Source organism: Promicromonospora sp. MEB111 (assembly GCF_030209445.1).
Classification (GTDB): domain Bacteria; phylum Actinomycetota; class Actinomycetes; order Actinomycetales; family Cellulomonadaceae; genus Promicromonospora.
Map to the genome: position 1 here is coordinate 1 of NZ_JARVSD010000026.1, position 13551 is coordinate 13551.

15 protein-coding genes and 2 pseudogenes are annotated in these 13551 nt (G+C 72.8%); 14 read left to right on the top strand and 3 right to left on the bottom strand.

Features of this window, described 5'->3' with window-relative positions:
* Nucleotides 1-595, top strand: a pseudogene (locus tag QRN56_RS25330) (DNA polymerase III subunit gamma and tau); the annotation flags it as partial.
* On the top strand, nucleotides 592-1008 hold the full coding sequence (locus QRN56_RS25335) for an NUDIX hydrolase (protein ID WP_285107987.1): 417 nt from the start codon (nucleotides 592-594) through the stop codon (nucleotides 1006-1008). The pseudogene QRN56_RS25330 and the gene QRN56_RS25335, both read left to right, overlap by 4 nt.
* 7 nt (nucleotides 1009-1015) lie before the next feature.
* Here the strand turns inward: QRN56_RS25335 and QRN56_RS25340 are convergent, their stop codons facing one another.
* A complete protein-coding gene (locus tag QRN56_RS25340; protein ID WP_285107989.1) occupies nucleotides 1016-1192 on the bottom strand; it encodes a hypothetical protein in 177 nt (58 codons plus the stop codon).
* Nucleotides 1193-1269: 77 nt separating this feature from the next.
* Here QRN56_RS25340 and QRN56_RS25345 point away from each other — a divergent pair, with 77 nt between their 5' ends.
* From QRN56_RS25345 to QRN56_RS25375, 7 genes and pseudogenes are all read left to right on the top strand, one after another.
* Entirely contained in the window at nucleotides 1270-1734 is a 465-nt protein-coding gene (locus QRN56_RS25345; RefSeq protein WP_285107990.1) for a MarR family winged helix-turn-helix transcriptional regulator, read from the top strand.
* Nucleotides 1731-2123, top strand: a complete 393-nt coding sequence (locus tag QRN56_RS25350) for a VOC family protein (protein WP_285107991.1) — start codon at nucleotides 1731-1733, stop codon at nucleotides 2121-2123. Before QRN56_RS25345 ends, QRN56_RS25350 begins: the two co-directional genes overlap by 4 nt.
* A 91-nt stretch (nucleotides 2124-2214) precedes the next feature.
* Nucleotides 2215-2673 (top strand): riboflavin biosynthesis intermediates N-glycosidase, encoded by a 459-nt coding sequence (gene ybiA, locus QRN56_RS25355; RefSeq protein ID WP_285107992.1) that lies wholly within the window; start codon nucleotides 2215-2217, stop codon nucleotides 2671-2673.
* 49 nt (nucleotides 2674-2722) lie between these two features.
* Nucleotides 2723-3324: pseudogene (locus QRN56_RS25360) on the top strand (nucleotidyltransferase domain-containing protein).
* Between the two features lie 90 nt (nucleotides 3325-3414).
* Nucleotides 3415-4851 (top strand): serine hydrolase domain-containing protein, encoded by a 1437-nt coding sequence (locus QRN56_RS25365; RefSeq protein ID WP_285107994.1) that lies wholly within the window; start codon nucleotides 3415-3417, stop codon nucleotides 4849-4851.
* 84 nt (nucleotides 4852-4935) lie between these two features.
* The gene (locus QRN56_RS25370) at nucleotides 4936-5856 is read left to right on the top strand and encodes an ABC transporter ATP-binding protein (protein WP_285107996.1); all 921 of its coding nucleotides are present in this window, start codon (nucleotides 4936-4938) and stop codon (nucleotides 5854-5856) included.
* On the top strand, nucleotides 5853-7004 hold the full coding sequence (locus QRN56_RS25375) for an ABC transporter permease (protein WP_285107998.1): 1152 nt from the start codon (nucleotides 5853-5855) through the stop codon (nucleotides 7002-7004). The genes QRN56_RS25370 and QRN56_RS25375 overlap by 4 nt, the downstream gene beginning before the upstream one ends.
* A gap of 3 nt (nucleotides 7005-7007) precedes the next feature.
* On the opposite strand, the gene QRN56_RS25380 is transcribed toward QRN56_RS25375, so the two are convergent.
* Together QRN56_RS25380 and recR are read right to left on the bottom strand one after the other, a co-directional pair.
* Nucleotides 7008-7577 (bottom strand): DUF5063 domain-containing protein, encoded by a 570-nt coding sequence (locus QRN56_RS25380; RefSeq protein WP_285107999.1) that lies wholly within the window; start codon nucleotides 7575-7577, stop codon nucleotides 7008-7010.
* 12 nt (nucleotides 7578-7589) lie between these two features.
* On the bottom strand, nucleotides 7590-8195 hold the full coding sequence (gene recR / locus QRN56_RS25385; RefSeq protein ID WP_285108000.1) for a recombination mediator RecR: 606 nt from the start codon (nucleotides 8193-8195) through the stop codon (nucleotides 7590-7592).
* Nucleotides 8196-8296: 101 nt separating this feature from the next.
* Between recR and QRN56_RS25390 the strand changes: the two genes are divergently transcribed.
* The 5 genes from QRN56_RS25390 to QRN56_RS25410 all read left to right on the top strand — a co-directional run bounded on the left by QRN56_RS25390 (nucleotide 8297) and on the right by QRN56_RS25410 (nucleotide 13497).
* Nucleotides 8297-9223: an NAD-dependent epimerase/dehydratase family protein gene (locus QRN56_RS25390; RefSeq protein ID WP_285108001.1), complete on the top strand. Its 927-nt coding sequence runs from the start codon at nucleotides 8297-8299 to the stop codon at nucleotides 9221-9223.
* The gene (locus QRN56_RS25395) at nucleotides 9220-10134 is read left to right on the top strand and encodes an RNA polymerase sigma-70 factor (protein ID WP_285108003.1); all 915 of its coding nucleotides are present in this window, start codon (nucleotides 9220-9222) and stop codon (nucleotides 10132-10134) included. Before QRN56_RS25390 ends, QRN56_RS25395 begins: the two co-directional genes overlap by 4 nt.
* 76 nt (nucleotides 10135-10210) lie before the next feature.
* A complete protein-coding gene (locus QRN56_RS25400) occupies nucleotides 10211-10984 on the top strand; it encodes a TSUP family transporter (protein WP_285108004.1) in 774 nt (257 codons plus the stop codon).
* A gap of 127 nt (nucleotides 10985-11111) precedes the next feature.
* Complete coding sequence (locus QRN56_RS25405; RefSeq protein WP_285108006.1) at nucleotides 11112-12389, top strand: aspartate kinase; 1278 nt, start codon at nucleotides 11112-11114, stop codon at nucleotides 12387-12389.
* Between the two features lies 1 nt (nucleotide 12390).
* A complete protein-coding gene (locus QRN56_RS25410; protein WP_285108008.1) occupies nucleotides 12391-13497 on the top strand; it encodes an aspartate-semialdehyde dehydrogenase in 1107 nt (368 codons plus the stop codon).
* Nucleotides 13498-13551 lie beyond the last annotated feature (54 nt).

A 13551-nucleotide genomic window follows, 5' to 3' on the forward strand; every position in this document is an offset into this window, starting at 1 on the left:
CGTCGCCACGGTGTCGGCGCCGGCGGCGCCGTCGAGCGCTGCCGCGGCCACCAGCCCCGCCGCGGCCACCGGCGCACGCCAGGCCGGTGCCCCGGCACAGGGCGCCGTCGCCGTCGCCGAGCGCCCCCAGCCGTCGCGGCCCGAGCCGTCCGGCCCCGAGGCCGGTCGTCCGGAGCCGTCGCGACCCGTTTCCGCACCGCCGTCCGCGGCCAGCGCCGCCGACCAGGCCTGGCTGTCGGGCGCCAGCGCGACCGAGCCTCCCGCGGACTACGACATGCCGGAGCCCGAGCCGGTCTACGAGGACCAGGCTCCGCCCCCGGCCGGGCCACCGATGTCGGGTGCGGTCAGTGCGCGTGAGGCGCTCCGGCAGGCAGCCGAGCGCCGCGCCCGGGCCGCCGCGAACGGCGCGCCCGCCGAGCCGCGGAGCACGGGCTCGACCGGTTCGAAGGCGACGCCGCCGACCGACACGTCCGAGTACTACGACGAGCCCTCGGACGACGACCCGGACATCGTCTCGGGCGGGCTCGCCGGGGTGTCGCTCGTGGTGCAGGTGCTGGGCGGAACGGTGATCGACGAGATCGTGGAGCAGGCATGAGCAAGGACGACGGGATCACGACGCTGCGCATCGTCGCGGCCGTCGTGGAGCGGGCCGACGGGCGGCACCTGCTGGTCCGGAAGCGGGGCACCGAGGCGTTCATGCAGGTGGGCGGCAAGATCGAGCCGGGCGAGGAGCCGCTGGCAGCGCTGGTCCGGGAGTTCGAGGAGGAGGTCGGGCTACGGCTCGACCCGGCCGACGTCGAGAGCCTCGGCCGGTTCGGGGCGCCCGCCGCGAACGAGCCCGACCACGTCGTCGACGCCCACGCCTACCGGGTGCGCCTCCGGCCCGGCGCGGAGATCGCGGTCCGGGCGGAGCTCGAGGAGCTCGTGTGGATCGACCCCGCGGACCCGGTGGCGAGCTACCCGATCGCGCCGTTGTCGCGCGACCTGCTGGTCGCCGCCGGGCACTGAGGTCCGGTCAGCTCTCGGCCTGCTGCGCCCGGTACCGGGCCACGCGCTCGGCGCGTTCGCGCTCCAGCCGACGGCGGGGGTCCCGGTCCTCGGACTGCTCGGCCGGTCCCGCCACGTGCAGGAGCAGCCAGTTGAGCCGCCACAGGACGCGGTAGCCCAGGGTCAGACCGTCGCGGTTGCGCATGTGCTGCCTCCATTTGCTTGGTGTACCAATAGTTTGCACACCAACTGTTACGCTGGTCAAGATCCGAGAGGAGCCGCATGACCGTCACGTCCCGCGCCGACGTCGCGCCCGACCCCGAGGACCTGCTGGCTCTCGACCGTCAGGTGTGCTTCGCCCTGGCCGTCGCCTCGCGCAGCGTCATCGCGCTGTACCGGCCGCTGCTCGAACCGATGGGCATCACGCACCCGCAGTACCTGGTCATGCTCGCCCTGTGGGAGCGGTCGCCGCTGTCGGTCAAGCAGCTCAGCGGGCTGCTGCAGCTCGACCCCGGCACCCTGTCCCCGCTGCTCAAGCGGCTCGAGGCGATCGGCTACGTGACCCGGCGCCGGGACCCGCGCGACGAGCGCGCCCTCGCCGTGGAGCTCACTGAGGAGGGGCGTGCGCTGCGCGAGCAGGCCTTGCGCGTGCCGCCTGCCATCATGGAGCGCCTGGGCATGTCCGCCGAGGAGCTCGGGCTGCTCCACCGCAGCCTCACCCGCGTCATCGCGGCGGCCGCCCCATGACCCGCGGACGCCTGCACCATGTCGAGCTCTGGGTCCCGGACCTCGCCCTCGCCGAACGGTCGTGGGGCTGGCTCCTGACCACGCTCGGCTACACCGAGCACCAGCGCTGGTCCGCCGGGGTGAGCTGGATCCTGGACGGCACCTACGTCGTCGTCGAGCAGAGCCCGGCTCAGGGCGCCGGACCGCACGACCGCCTCGCGCCTGGGCTCAACCACCTCGCGTTCCACGGCGGCACCCGCGGCGAGGTGGACCGGCTCGTCGAGGAGGCGGCCGCGCACGGCTGGGCGCTCCTCTTCTCCGACAGGCATCCCCACGCCGGCGGCCCCGACCACTACGCGGCCTACCTGGAGAACGAGGACGGCTACGAGGTCGAGGTCGTCGCCGGCTGACCTGCGGGCGTGTCAGTGGCTCCTGGCACACTTCCCGGCATGCCCGACACCACGACACTCCGGCCCGCATCGGCCCGAGCCGGACGGGAGCGTGGGCAGGGGCAGCCTGAGCCAGTGGTTCGAGGCGGCGTTCGAGGTCGACGGTGTCCGGTACCGCACCGCCGAGCACTGGATGATGGCGCAGAAGGCCCGCCTGTTCGGCGACCCCGAGGCGGAGCGCGCGGCCGTCGACGCTCCCAACCCCGCGCTCGCGAAGGCCGCCGGCCGCACGGTCCGCGACTTCGACGACGCGGTGTGGGTGCGCGAGCGCTTCGAGATCGTGGTGCGCGGCAACGAGCACAAGTTCGCCGCCCACCCGGACCTGCGCGAGTACCTGGTACGCACCGGCTCCCGGGTGCTCGTGGAGGCGAGCCCGCGCGACCGCGTCTGGGGCATCGGGATGGGTGCCCAGAACGAGAACGCGGAGAACCCGGCGGCATGGCGGGGCCTCAACCTGCTGGGCTTCGCCCTGATGGAGGCCCGGGAGCGGCTCCGAAAAGACCAGGACTGAGCCGGCGTCCGGCCGTTACGGTCCGGGGATGCGCAGCATCCCCGACACGATGGACCCGGACGTCGTCCGGGCCGTCGACGCGCGCCTGGACCATGTCGAGCAGGAGTACGGCGTCAGCGTCCTGTGGGCGATCGAGAGCGGCAGCCGCGCCTGGGGGTTCCCGTCGCCGGACTCGGACCACGACTGCCGGTTCATCTCCGTGCGCCGCGCCCACGACTACCTGGGCCTGCGCGCACGCCGGGACGTGATCGAGACGCCGCTGGACAAGGTCTTCGACGTCAACGGCTGGGACGTGCGCAAAGCACCCTGACGAACCACTACCTGCACGTCGGCAGGAACAGCCTGGGTCTGTACGAGTCGACCGGGGCGGCCAAGACGTTCCTCTACGCCCTGCGGCCGGCGGTCACGCTGCGCTGGATGCGCGTGCGGGAAGGCGCGGCGACGCCGCCGATGGACCTGCCGGCGCTCGTCGCGGGCTCCTCCGTGCCCGACGACGTCCGCGCGGCCGTCGAGGCGGTGCTGCGCCGGGCGGGGGCGGCCCTGTCGGCGCCGGGGCCGCTGCGGACGGGCGGCACCCGCGACCACGCCTGGTCGCTCGCGGACGACGTGTTCCGCCGGCTGGTCGGCGGCGTTCCCCAGCCCGTCGGGTAGCCGGCCGTATCGCATGCCGAGCCCGGCCTTCCGTCGTCGCGCCCGGTCCGCGACAATGTCGCGTCGCCGAGCGAAAGGACGTGCTCCAGCATGTCGCGGATCCTGCCCCGGTCCACCCCCGAGGCCGAGGGGCTCGACCCCGCGGCGCTGCGCCGTCTGGTCGACCGCCTGGACGCCCTGGAGGACGTGCACAGCGTCATGGTGCTGCGCCATGGCAGCGTGGTCGGCGAGGCCTGGTGGCACCCGCACACGGCCGCCCGCCCGCACGTCATGTTCTCGGTGAGCAAGAGCTTCACGTCCACGGCGGTCGGCATCGCGGTCCACGAGGGCCTCCTGACCCTGGACGACCGGGTCGTCGACCTCCTGCCGGACGACGCCCCCGCCGACCCGGGCCCGCACCTCGGTGCCATGCGCGTGCGCGACCTGCTGACCATGACGACGGGCCACAGCGCCTCGACGATGGAGGGCATCGACCGCACGATCTCCCTGCCGGGCGCCGGCTGGGCGCGCGCGATCCTGGCTCAGCCCGTGGAGCACGAGCCGGGCACGCGCTTCGTCTACAACACGGGCGCGACCTACCTGCTGTCGGCGATCCTGCACCGGCTCACCGGGCAGCGCCTGCTCGACTACCTGACGCCCCGCCTCCTTGCGCCGCTCGGCATCACGCACGCCACGTGGGAGCAGGACCCCGACGGCATCGACGTGGGCGGGTTCGGGCTGTCGGTCACCACCGAGGAGATGGCGGCGTTCGGGCAGCTCTACCTGCAGGGCGGCGTCTGGCAGGGGCAGCAGCTCGTCCCCGCGGAGTGGGTGGCGGCGGCGACGGCCGCGCAGGTCCCGAACGGCCCGCACGACTGGCCCGACTGGAACCAGGGCTACGGCTACCAGTTCTGGCAGTGCCGCCACGGCGCCTACCGGGCCGACGGCGCGTTCGGGCAGTACATCGTCGTCTGGCCGGAGAAGGACCTGGTGCTCACCATGACCTCGGGCCTCTCGGACCTGCAGTCCGTGCTGGACGTGGTCTGGGACACCCTGCTGCCCGACGGCGCCTGGGTCGCCCCGGGTCAGGCGGTGCCGGGCGCGGAGGCGGTCCCGTTCGAGCAGGCCCTGCCGACGCCGGCCGGCGCCCCGTCGTCGCCGCTGGTCGAGGCGCTGCGCGGCGTGACCTTCGAGCTGGAGGAGAACCAGCGGGACGTCGGCGCGCTGGCCCTGGGCCGCGCCGCGGACGGCCGCACCGAGGTGACGTTCACGCCCACCGCCGGGCCCGACCGGGTCCTGCGGTTCGGGCACGGGGAGTGGGTCCCGGGGAGCTGGCCGTTCCGGGGCGCCCCGGCCGACGTCGCGACCGCGGCCGCCTGGACCGATGAGTCCACGCTGCGCGGTCGTCTGGTGTTCCTCGGCACGCCGTTCGAGTGGCGCCTGGAGCTGCGGTTCGCGGGCGACGACGTGGCGGTGACGATCGACCAGAACGTCGCCTTCGGCGAGCGGGAGCTGCTGCGCGTGAAGGGCCGGGCGCGCCGGGACTGACCTGCGGCGTCATCCCCTGGTCGTACGCCTGGTTCATCCCCGGGGTCGACGGCCCGTGTGGGCGACTCGCGCTAGTGTCCCCGCATGACACCAGACGGTGGTATCCGCGCGCAGGGCGTGCGGCGTTCGTTCGGGCCGGTCCACGCCGTGGCCGACGTCGACCTGGTCGCCGCACCAGGCCGCGTCACCGCGCTCATCGGTCCCAACGGGTCGGGCAAGACGACCCTCCTGCTGATGCTCGCGGGGCTGCTGACGCCCGACGCGGGGACCATCAGCATCGCCGGGGCGGACCCGGTGACCCAGAACTACGCCGCACGCTCGCGCACCGGCTGGATGCCTGACGTGTTCGGCACGTGGGACTCGCTGACCGCGCGCGAGGTGCTGACGACGGTCGCGGCGGCGTACCGGATGGACGCGGCGGCTGGGCAGGCCCGCGCCGGCGAGCTGCTGGAGCTGGTGCACCTGTCGGAGCTCGCCGACCAGCCCGCGCACGTCCTCTCGCGCGGCCAGAAGCAGCGCCTCGGCCTGGCTCGTGCCCTGGTGCACGACCCCGCCGTCCTGCTCCTCGACGAGCCCGCCTCCGGGCTGGACCCGCGCTCCCGCGTGGACCTGCGCGTGCTCGTGCGCCGGCTCGCGGCCGAGGGCAAGACGGTGCTGGTCTCCTCGCACGTGCTCACCGAGCTCGACGAGATGGCCGACGACGCCGTGTTCATCTCGCGCGGGCGCACGGTCGCCACGCAGTCGGTGGCCGACGGCGACCGGCCGCGCGAGTGGCGCCTGACCGCGCTGGACCCCGAGGCGCTCACGGCCTGGCTGGACCAGAACGGCCCGGCCTACCGCCGGGAGTCCGACGGCCCCGCCGTGCTCGTGGAGCTGGCGGGCGACGCCGCCGCCGCGGCGCTGCTGCGGTCCGCGGTCGAGGCCGGCGTCGACGTGTCGAGCCTCGCCCCCGCGGGCGGCGTGCTGGAGCAGGCCTACCTGGCCCTTGAGGAGGAGCGGCGATGAGCGTTGACCTGGAAGTGGCCGAGCCGGCGCCGGCCGACGGCGGCGTGCCCGCCGGACGCGGCACCTGGTCCCTGTCGTGGCACGGCCTGCGCACCGTCACGGTGCTGGAGCTGCGGCAGCGCGTGCGCTCGACGCGGTGGAAGACCGCGCTGATCGTGTGGTTCGTCGTGGTCGGCGTGATCACGATGCTGACCACCGGCGCCTTCGCCATCATCTCGGGCGACCAGAGCTCGGACGAGTCGTTCGGCGGGATGGTCTACAGCATCGTCGTCGGGTTCGTCCTGTTCCTCGGGCTGCTGGTGGCGCCGACCCTGTCGTCGGGCGCGATCAACGGCGACCGGAACGCGGGGACGCTCGCGACCCTGCAGGTGACCCTGCTGTCGCCCGCGGAGATCGTGCTCGGCAAGCTCGCCGCGGCCTGGATCGCGGCGCTCGCGTTCCTCGTCGCCAGCATCCCGTTCCTGGTGTGGGCGCTGGTCGGCGGCGGCGTGTCCTGGCTCGCGCTGCTCACCACGGTGCTCATGCTGGCGCTCGTGCTCGGCGTCGTGTGCGCCATCGGGCTGGGCTTCTCGGCCGTGGTCTCCAAGACCTCGGGGTCGGCCGTGCTCACCTACCTCACGGTGGGCGGCATCACCGCGGTCCTGCCCATCATGTTCGGCCTGCTCGTCCCCGCGACCACCACCACCGAGAACATCAGGGTGTGGGACGTCGAGCCCGGCTACACCTGGGAGGAGACCACGGCGCCCGAGTGCGAGTGGCAGACCCACGAGGTCGACGTCTGGCACAGCGAGCGCACCTGGTGGCTTCTCGCCCCCAACCCGTTCGTGGTGGTCGCCGACGCGCAGCCGCTCAACGGCGACCCGGAGGCGCTCTCCGAGGACGGCAACATGCTGGCCGTGCTGCAGTACGGCGTGCGGTACGCGCGGACCGGCGACGACGGGCCGCAGGACTGGTGCAGCGGCTACGTCATGGACGGCGACACCGTCCAGGCCGAGTCGCCCGTGGAGCCCGTCGAGGTCACCGACCAGCTCGTCTGGCCGTGGGGGCTCGGGTTCGACCTGCTGCTCGGCGCCGCCGGCGTGATCGTGGCGGTCAACCGCCTGCGCGTACCGACGGCGCAGCTCCCGCAGGGCACCCGCGTCGCCTGACCGTCAGGAGTGGAGGGCGTCGTACTCCGCCTCGGCGGCGACGTCGTCCTCCACGTCCAGGCGCAGGTGCGCCAGCAGCACCTGCAGCACGCGCAGCGCGGAGGCCGCGCGCTCGCCCCACAGCGAGAAGTACGAGAACTGCCACCACCACAGGGCCTCGAGCTCGTGGCCGCTGTCGAAGTGCTGCAGGCCCTTGGCCAGGGCCTCGGCGACGCACGCGAGGTCGCCCGACAGCGACGCGGACCCGACGTCCTCGCCGAGCACGGGGTCCACCACCTCGGTGTAGTCGTCGAACCCGTCGAACATCTTGGACAGGGCCTCGCGCAGCGGGTCGAGGTCGGTGTCGGGTCCGGCGTCGGGCTCGTAGCGCTCCTTGGGCACCACGTCCACGATCGCGGCGAGCCGTGCGCCCGCGGCCAGCAGGTCGGACGCCGCCAGCACGAGCAGCGAGAGCTCCGCCCCGGGCATCCCGCCGGAGGCGACCTGGGTCACCGTCGACAGGAACGTCCGTGCCTGCGTGGACACCTGGTCTGCGACCTCTCGGAGGTCCGACCCGGGCGTGATCTCGCTCATCGTGATCCCCACCTACTTGTCGTTGCCGATGACACGGCGGCCTTCGAACGCGCGACCGAGCGTCACCTCGTCCGCGTACTCCAAGTCTCCACCCACGGGCAGACCCGAGGCCAGCCGCGAGACAGTGATTCCCATGTGGGCCATGAGTCGGGAAAGATAGGTCGCCGTGGCCTCTCCCTCGACGTTGGGGTCGGTGGCGAGGATGACCTCCTGCACCGTCCCGTCCGCGAGCCGGGCCAGCAGCTCGCTGATCCGTAGGTCGTCCGGGCCCACGTTCTCGATGGGATTGATGGCCCCGCCGAGCACGTGGTAGCGCCCGCGGAACTCCCGGGTGCGCTCGATGGCGACGACGTCCTTGGGCTCCTCCACGACGCAGATCACCTCGTCGCTGCGCCGCGGGTCCAGGCAGATGCGGCACCGCTCGGCCTCGGCCACGTTGCCGCACAGCTCGCAGAACCGCACGCGCAGCTTCACCTCGGTGAGTGCGTCGACCAGCCGCTTGACCTCGTGGTTGTCCGTGGCCAGCAGGTGGAACGCGATGCGCTGCGCGCTCTTGGGCCCGACGCCGGGAAGCCGGCCGAGCTCGTCGATCAGGTCTTGGACCGCGCCTTCGTACACAAGAGGTCAGCCTACGGGTCGGCACCGACATGCGGGCTGTCACTTCTCGCGCCGGCATATCGTCTCGGGATCGTCCACAACAGCGACGAGAGGTGAGAACGATGCACGTCTACCTGGCCGGTGGCACCGGCGCCATCGGACCCCGACTGATCCGCCAGCTCGTCCAGCGTGGTCACCAGGTGACCGCGACCACGACGAGCGCGGCCAAGATCGCCCTGATCGAGAGCCTCGGCGCGACCGCGATCGTCGTCGACGGCCTGGACGCCGCCGTCGTCGGCGAGGCGGTCGCGACCGTGCGCCCGGACGCGGTCGTGCACCAGATGACCGCTCTCGCCGGCGGTATCTCGACCAAGCAGTTCGACCGGTCGTTCGCGATCACCAACCGGCTCCGCACGGAGGGTATCGACCACCTGGTCGCCGCTGCTCAGGCCACAGGCGTGTCGCACGTCGTGGCGGGCAGCTACACCGGCTGGACCAACGAGCGCACCGGCGGCTGGGTGAAGGACGAGGACGACCCGCTGGACCCCGCACCGCCCGCGGCGCAGCGCGAGAGCCTGGCCGCGATCCGGCACCTCGAGGCCGCCGTGCGCGCGGTCGACGGCACAGTGCTGCGGTACGGCGGCTTCTACGGTGACCCCGACGACGCGATGGCCGAGATCTTGCACAAGCGCCAGTTCCCGCTGGCCGGCGGCGGCACCGGCTACATGTCGTGGGTACACCTCGACGACGCAGCGAAGGCGACCGTGCTCGCCCTCGAGAACAACGTGCGCGGCGTGTTCAACGTCGTGGACGACGAGCCGGCTCCCGCGTCGGAGTGGCTGCCCTATCTGGCCGGGTGCGTCGGCGCGAAGCCGCCCCTGCGGCTGCCGCTGTGGCTGGTCCGGCTCGTGGCCGGCGACGTAGCGGTCTCTATGCTGACCCGCACGCGTGGTTCGTCCAACGAGCGCGCCAAGCGGGCGCTCGGCTGGGAGCCCGCCTGGCCGTCGTGGCGCCAGGGATTCCGGCACGTCGCGGAGGTGAGTGCGTGAGCGTCGACGAGTTCGAGGACCTGCGACCGCTGCTGTTCTCGATCGCCTACCGGATCCTCGGCAGCGTCGGCGAGGCGGAGGACGCCGTCCAGGAGACCTGGATCCGCTACCACGCGAGCGAGACCCGGCCGGTGTCGCTGAAGTCCTTCCTGTGCGCGATCGTGACCCGGGTCTCGATCGACGTGCTGCGCTCGGCGCGGGTGCGGCGCGAGACCTACGTGGGTCACTGGCTCCCCGAACCCCTGCTGACCGACGACGCCTCGGCCCCGTACGCCGATCCCGAGCGCACGGCGGAGCTCGCCGACTCGGTGTCCATGGCGGCGCTCCTCGTGCTGGAGCGGCTCAGCCCGGAGCAGCGGGCGGTGTTCGTGCTGCACGACGTGTTCGGATTCCCCTTCCGCGAGATCGCCGGCGTGGTCGGGAGGTCCGAGGCGACCTGCCGGCAGCTCGCCACGCGGGCCCGAAGGCACATGGACGAGGAGCGACCGCGGTTCGACGTCGACCGCAAGGAGCGCGAGGAGCTGGCCGGGCGGTTCTTCGGCGCGCTCGTCGACGGCGACGTCGACGGGCTCCGCGAACTGCTGGCGGCCGACGTCGAGGTCTACGGCGACGGCGGCGGCAAGGCACCCCAGTGGATGCGAGTGGTCGTGGGCGTCGACAACGTCGCACGGATGCTCGGCGGGCTCGGTCAGCGCTTCGCCGGCGCGGGTGTGTCCGCGGAGCCGCACGAGGTGAACGGGCAGCCGGGCGCGGTGATCCGCGACGCCGACGGCAAGGTGATCAACGTGCTGGCGCTCGACGTCGTCGGCGGGAGGATCCAGGTGATCCGGTCGGTGATCAACCCTGACATGCTCCGCCACGTCGGCCCGGTCGCCGACGCCTGGGAGCTCATGCGACAGCACCGGTCCTGAGCCTCCGGGCGAACGGGACGCCTCCCGGGTACGAGACGGGTCGGGACGAAGCGCGAGGTTCGCGCAGAATGCATGCGTGCCCGAACTCGATCTCCTGACCGTCGTCCTGCTCCTGCTCGCTGGTCTCGCCGCCGGATGGGTCGACGCCGTGGTCGGCGGGGGCGGGCTCATCCAGCTCCCCGCGCTGCTGCTCGTGCCAGGGATCAGCCCCGTCCAGGCCCTGGCCACCAACAAGCTCGCCAGCATCATGGGCACCTCGACCAGCGCCATCACCTACTACCGGCGGGTCCAGCCCGACCTGCGCACCGCCGGGCCCATGGCGCTCGCGGCCCTGGTGGGCGCGTTCGGCGGCGCGGTCGGTGCGTCGCACATCCCGGCCCAGCTCTTCAAGCCGATCATCCTCGTGGTGCTCGTCGGCGTGCTGGCCTGGACCCTGCTCAAGCCGAACGTCGGCCAGCACGACAACCTGCGGTGGGTCGGCAACGGGCACCGGCGCATCGCCGCCCTGATCGGCCTGCTCATCGGCGCGTACGACGGGCTGCTCGGCCCCGGCACCGGCACGTTCCTGGTGATCAGCCTGGTGAGCTTCCTCGGATACTCGTTCCTCCCGGCGTCGGCCATCGCCAAGATCGTGAACTTCGCGACCAACCTGGGCGCGCTGCTTTTCTTCGTCCCGAGCGGCGCCGTCATCTGGGCCCTCGGGCTCGGGATGGGCGTGGCCAACATCCTCGGCGCCTACATCGGTGCCCGCATGGCGGTCGCGAAGGGCTCCCGGTTCGTCCGGGTCGTCTTCGTCGTCGTGGTCGGGGCCCTCATCGCCCGCCTCGCCTGGGACGTCTTCGCAGGGTAGGACGGCGCCGTCCCGCACGGTGAACGGCTCGGCGTCCGAGATGCCCGCCGTCGTACCATCGATCCGCAAACCCAACCACCCGGCGGGCCGTTGAGACAGACGGAGGCCGGCAACGGAAGGCAGGCGCATGGCACTTGTCGTGCAGAAGTACGGCGGATCCTCGGTCGGGGACGCGCGCAGCGTGAAGCGCGTCGCCAAGCGGATCGCCGAGGCGAAGCGAGCGGGCAACGACGTGGTCGTGGTGGTGAGCGCCATGGGCGACACCACCGACGAGCTCCTCGACCTCGCCCAGCAGATCACCCCGCTCCCGCCCCAGCGGGAGCTCGACATCCTCCTCACCGCGGGCGAGCGCATCTCCATGTCGCTGCTCGCGATGGCGATCACCAACCTGGGCGTGAAGGCCAAGTCGTACACGGGCCAGCAGGCCGGCGTCATCACGGACGCCGTGCACGGGCGGGCGCGGATCGTCGACGTCGTGCCGCACCGCATCCGCGAGACCCTGAACCGGGGCCAGGTCGCGATCGTGGCCGGTTTCCAGGGCGTCACCCAGGCCACGAACGACGTCACCACCCTCGGCCGCGGCGGCTCGGACACCACCGCCGTGGCGCTCGCGGCCGGCCTGAACGCCGACGTCTGCGAGATCTACACCGACGTGGACGGCGTGTTCACCGCAGACCCGCGCATCGTCCCCGCCGCCCGGAAGATCGACCAGGTCTCCTACGAGGAGATGCTGGAGCTCGCGGCCTGCGGCGCCAAGGTGCTGGCGCTGCGCAGTGTGGAGTACGCGCGCCGCTACGGCGTGCCGGTGCACGTGCGCAGCTCGTTCAGCGCCCACGACGGCACGCGGGTGGTCGCGGCCGAGAAGAAGTCGAAGGAGAACGCCATGGAAGCCCCGATCATCTCCGGTGTCGCGCACGACCGCTCCGAGTCCAAGATCACCGTGATCGGCGTGCCGGACGTGCCCGGCATGGCCGCCCGCATCTTCGAGGTCGTCGCCGGCGCGGGCGCGAACATCGACATGATCGTGCAGAACGTGTCGGCTGCGGCCACGGGCCTCACCGACATCTCGTTCACGCTGCCCGACGGCGACGGCCCCGCCACCATGGCCGCCCTCACCGCCGTGCAGGGTGAGCTGGCCTTCGACTCGCTGCAGTTCGACGACCAGATCGGCAAGCTGTCGCTCGTGGGCGCCGGCATGAAGTCGCACCCGGGCGTCTCGGCGCGGCTGTTCGGCGCGCTGCGCGACGCGGGCATCAACATCGAGATGATCTCCACCTCGGAGATCCGGATCTCCGTGGTGACCCGCGCCGACTCGCTGGACGACGCGGTGCGCGCGGTGCACACCGCCTTCGAGCTCGACGCGTCCGACGGCGAGGCCGTCGTCTACGCGGGAACGGGGCGCTGACATGGTTGCCATCTCTGACCAGGGCGTGCACGTCGCCGTCGTCGGCGCCACCGGCCAGGTGGGTGCCGTGATGCGCCGCCTGCTGGAGGAGCGGGAGTTCCCCGTGGCGGCGATCCGGTTCTTCGCCTCGGCCCGCTCGGCGGGCACCACCCTCCCGTTCGCGGGCGTGGACGTGCCCGTCGAGGACGTCGCCGCCACCTCGACCGACGACCTCGCCGACATCGACATCGCGCTCTTCTCCGCCGGCGCCGGCACGTCGCGCGAGCACGCGCCCCGGTTCGCGGACGCGGGCGCGCTCGTGGTCGACAACTCGTCGGCCTGGCGGCGCGACCCCGAGGTGCCGCTCGTGGTCTCCGAGGTGAACCCCGACGCGATCGGGGACGCCGTCAAGGGCATCGTGGCCAACCCGAACTGCACCACGATGGCCGCGATGCCGGTGCTCTCGCCCCTGGCGCAGGCCGCCGGGCTGGAGCGGCTGCGCGTCGCGACCTACCAGGCGGTGTCCGGCTCCGGGCTGGCCGGCGTGGCCGAGCTCGCCGGGCAGGTGCGCGCCGCCGTCGGGCAGGAGATCGAGGGGCTGGTGCGCGACGGCGGGTCCGTGGACCTGCCGGATCCCGCGATCTACGCGGCGCCCATCGCGTTCAACGTGCTGCCGCTGGCCGGCAACCTCGTCGACGACGGCTCGGGCGAGACCGACGAGGAGCAGAAGCTCCGCAACGAGTCCCGCAAGATCCTCGGCCTGCCCGACCTGGCCGTGGCGGGTACGTGCGTGCGCGTGCCCGTGTTCACGGGGCACTCGCTGTCGGTGCACGCCGAGTTCGGCCGGCCCATCAGCCCGGACGAGGCCCGCAAGCTGCTGGCCGACGCCCCGGGCGTCCAGCTCGTCGACGTCCCGACGCCGCTCGCGGCGGCCGGCGCCGACCCGTCCCTGGTGGGCCGGATCCGGCAGGACCAGTCCGTGCCGGACGGCCGCGGCCTCGTGCTGTTCGTGAGCAACGACAACCTCCGCAAGGGGGCGGCGCTGAACACCATCCAGATCGCGGAGCTCATCGCGAACGACCTGGCGGAGCTCGCGGTGCTCGACGCCGCGGAGGCGGCCGACACGTAGGTCGCGCCCGCACGACCGCCGCCGGAGGGGCGGGGCAGACACGTGTCTGCCCCG

Coding starts and splice junctions, on each gene's coding strand:
- QRN56_RS25345 (WP_285107990.1), top strand. CDS start 1,270: ATGACCGTCACGTCCCGCGCCGACGTCGCGCCCGACCCCGAGGACCTG.
- QRN56_RS25390 (WP_285108001.1), top strand. CDS start 8,297: ATGCACGTCTACCTGGCCGGTGGCACCGGCGCCATCGGACCCCGACTG.
- QRN56_RS25410 (WP_285108008.1), top strand. CDS start 12,391: ATGGTTGCCATCTCTGACCAGGGCGTGCACGTCGCCGTCGTCGGCGCC.
- QRN56_RS25380 (WP_285107999.1), bottom strand. CDS start 7,577: ATGAGCGAGATCACGCCCGGGTCGGACCTCCGAGAGGTCGCAGACCAG.
- QRN56_RS25350 (WP_285107991.1), top strand. CDS start 1,731: ATGACCCGCGGACGCCTGCACCATGTCGAGCTCTGGGTCCCGGACCTC.
- QRN56_RS25375 (WP_285107998.1), top strand. CDS start 5,853: ATGAGCGTTGACCTGGAAGTGGCCGAGCCGGCGCCGGCCGACGGCGGC.
- QRN56_RS25335 (WP_285107987.1), top strand. CDS start 592: ATGAGCAAGGACGACGGGATCACGACGCTGCGCATCGTCGCGGCCGTC.
- QRN56_RS25370 (WP_285107996.1), top strand. CDS start 4,936: ATGACACCAGACGGTGGTATCCGCGCGCAGGGCGTGCGGCGTTCGTTC.
- QRN56_RS25405 (WP_285108006.1), top strand. CDS start 11,112: ATGGCACTTGTCGTGCAGAAGTACGGCGGATCCTCGGTCGGGGACGCG.
- QRN56_RS25340 (WP_285107989.1), bottom strand. CDS start 1,192: ATGCGCAACCGCGACGGTCTGACCCTGGGCTACCGCGTCCTGTGGCGG.
- QRN56_RS25365 (WP_285107994.1), top strand. CDS start 3,415: ATGTCGCGGATCCTGCCCCGGTCCACCCCCGAGGCCGAGGGGCTCGAC.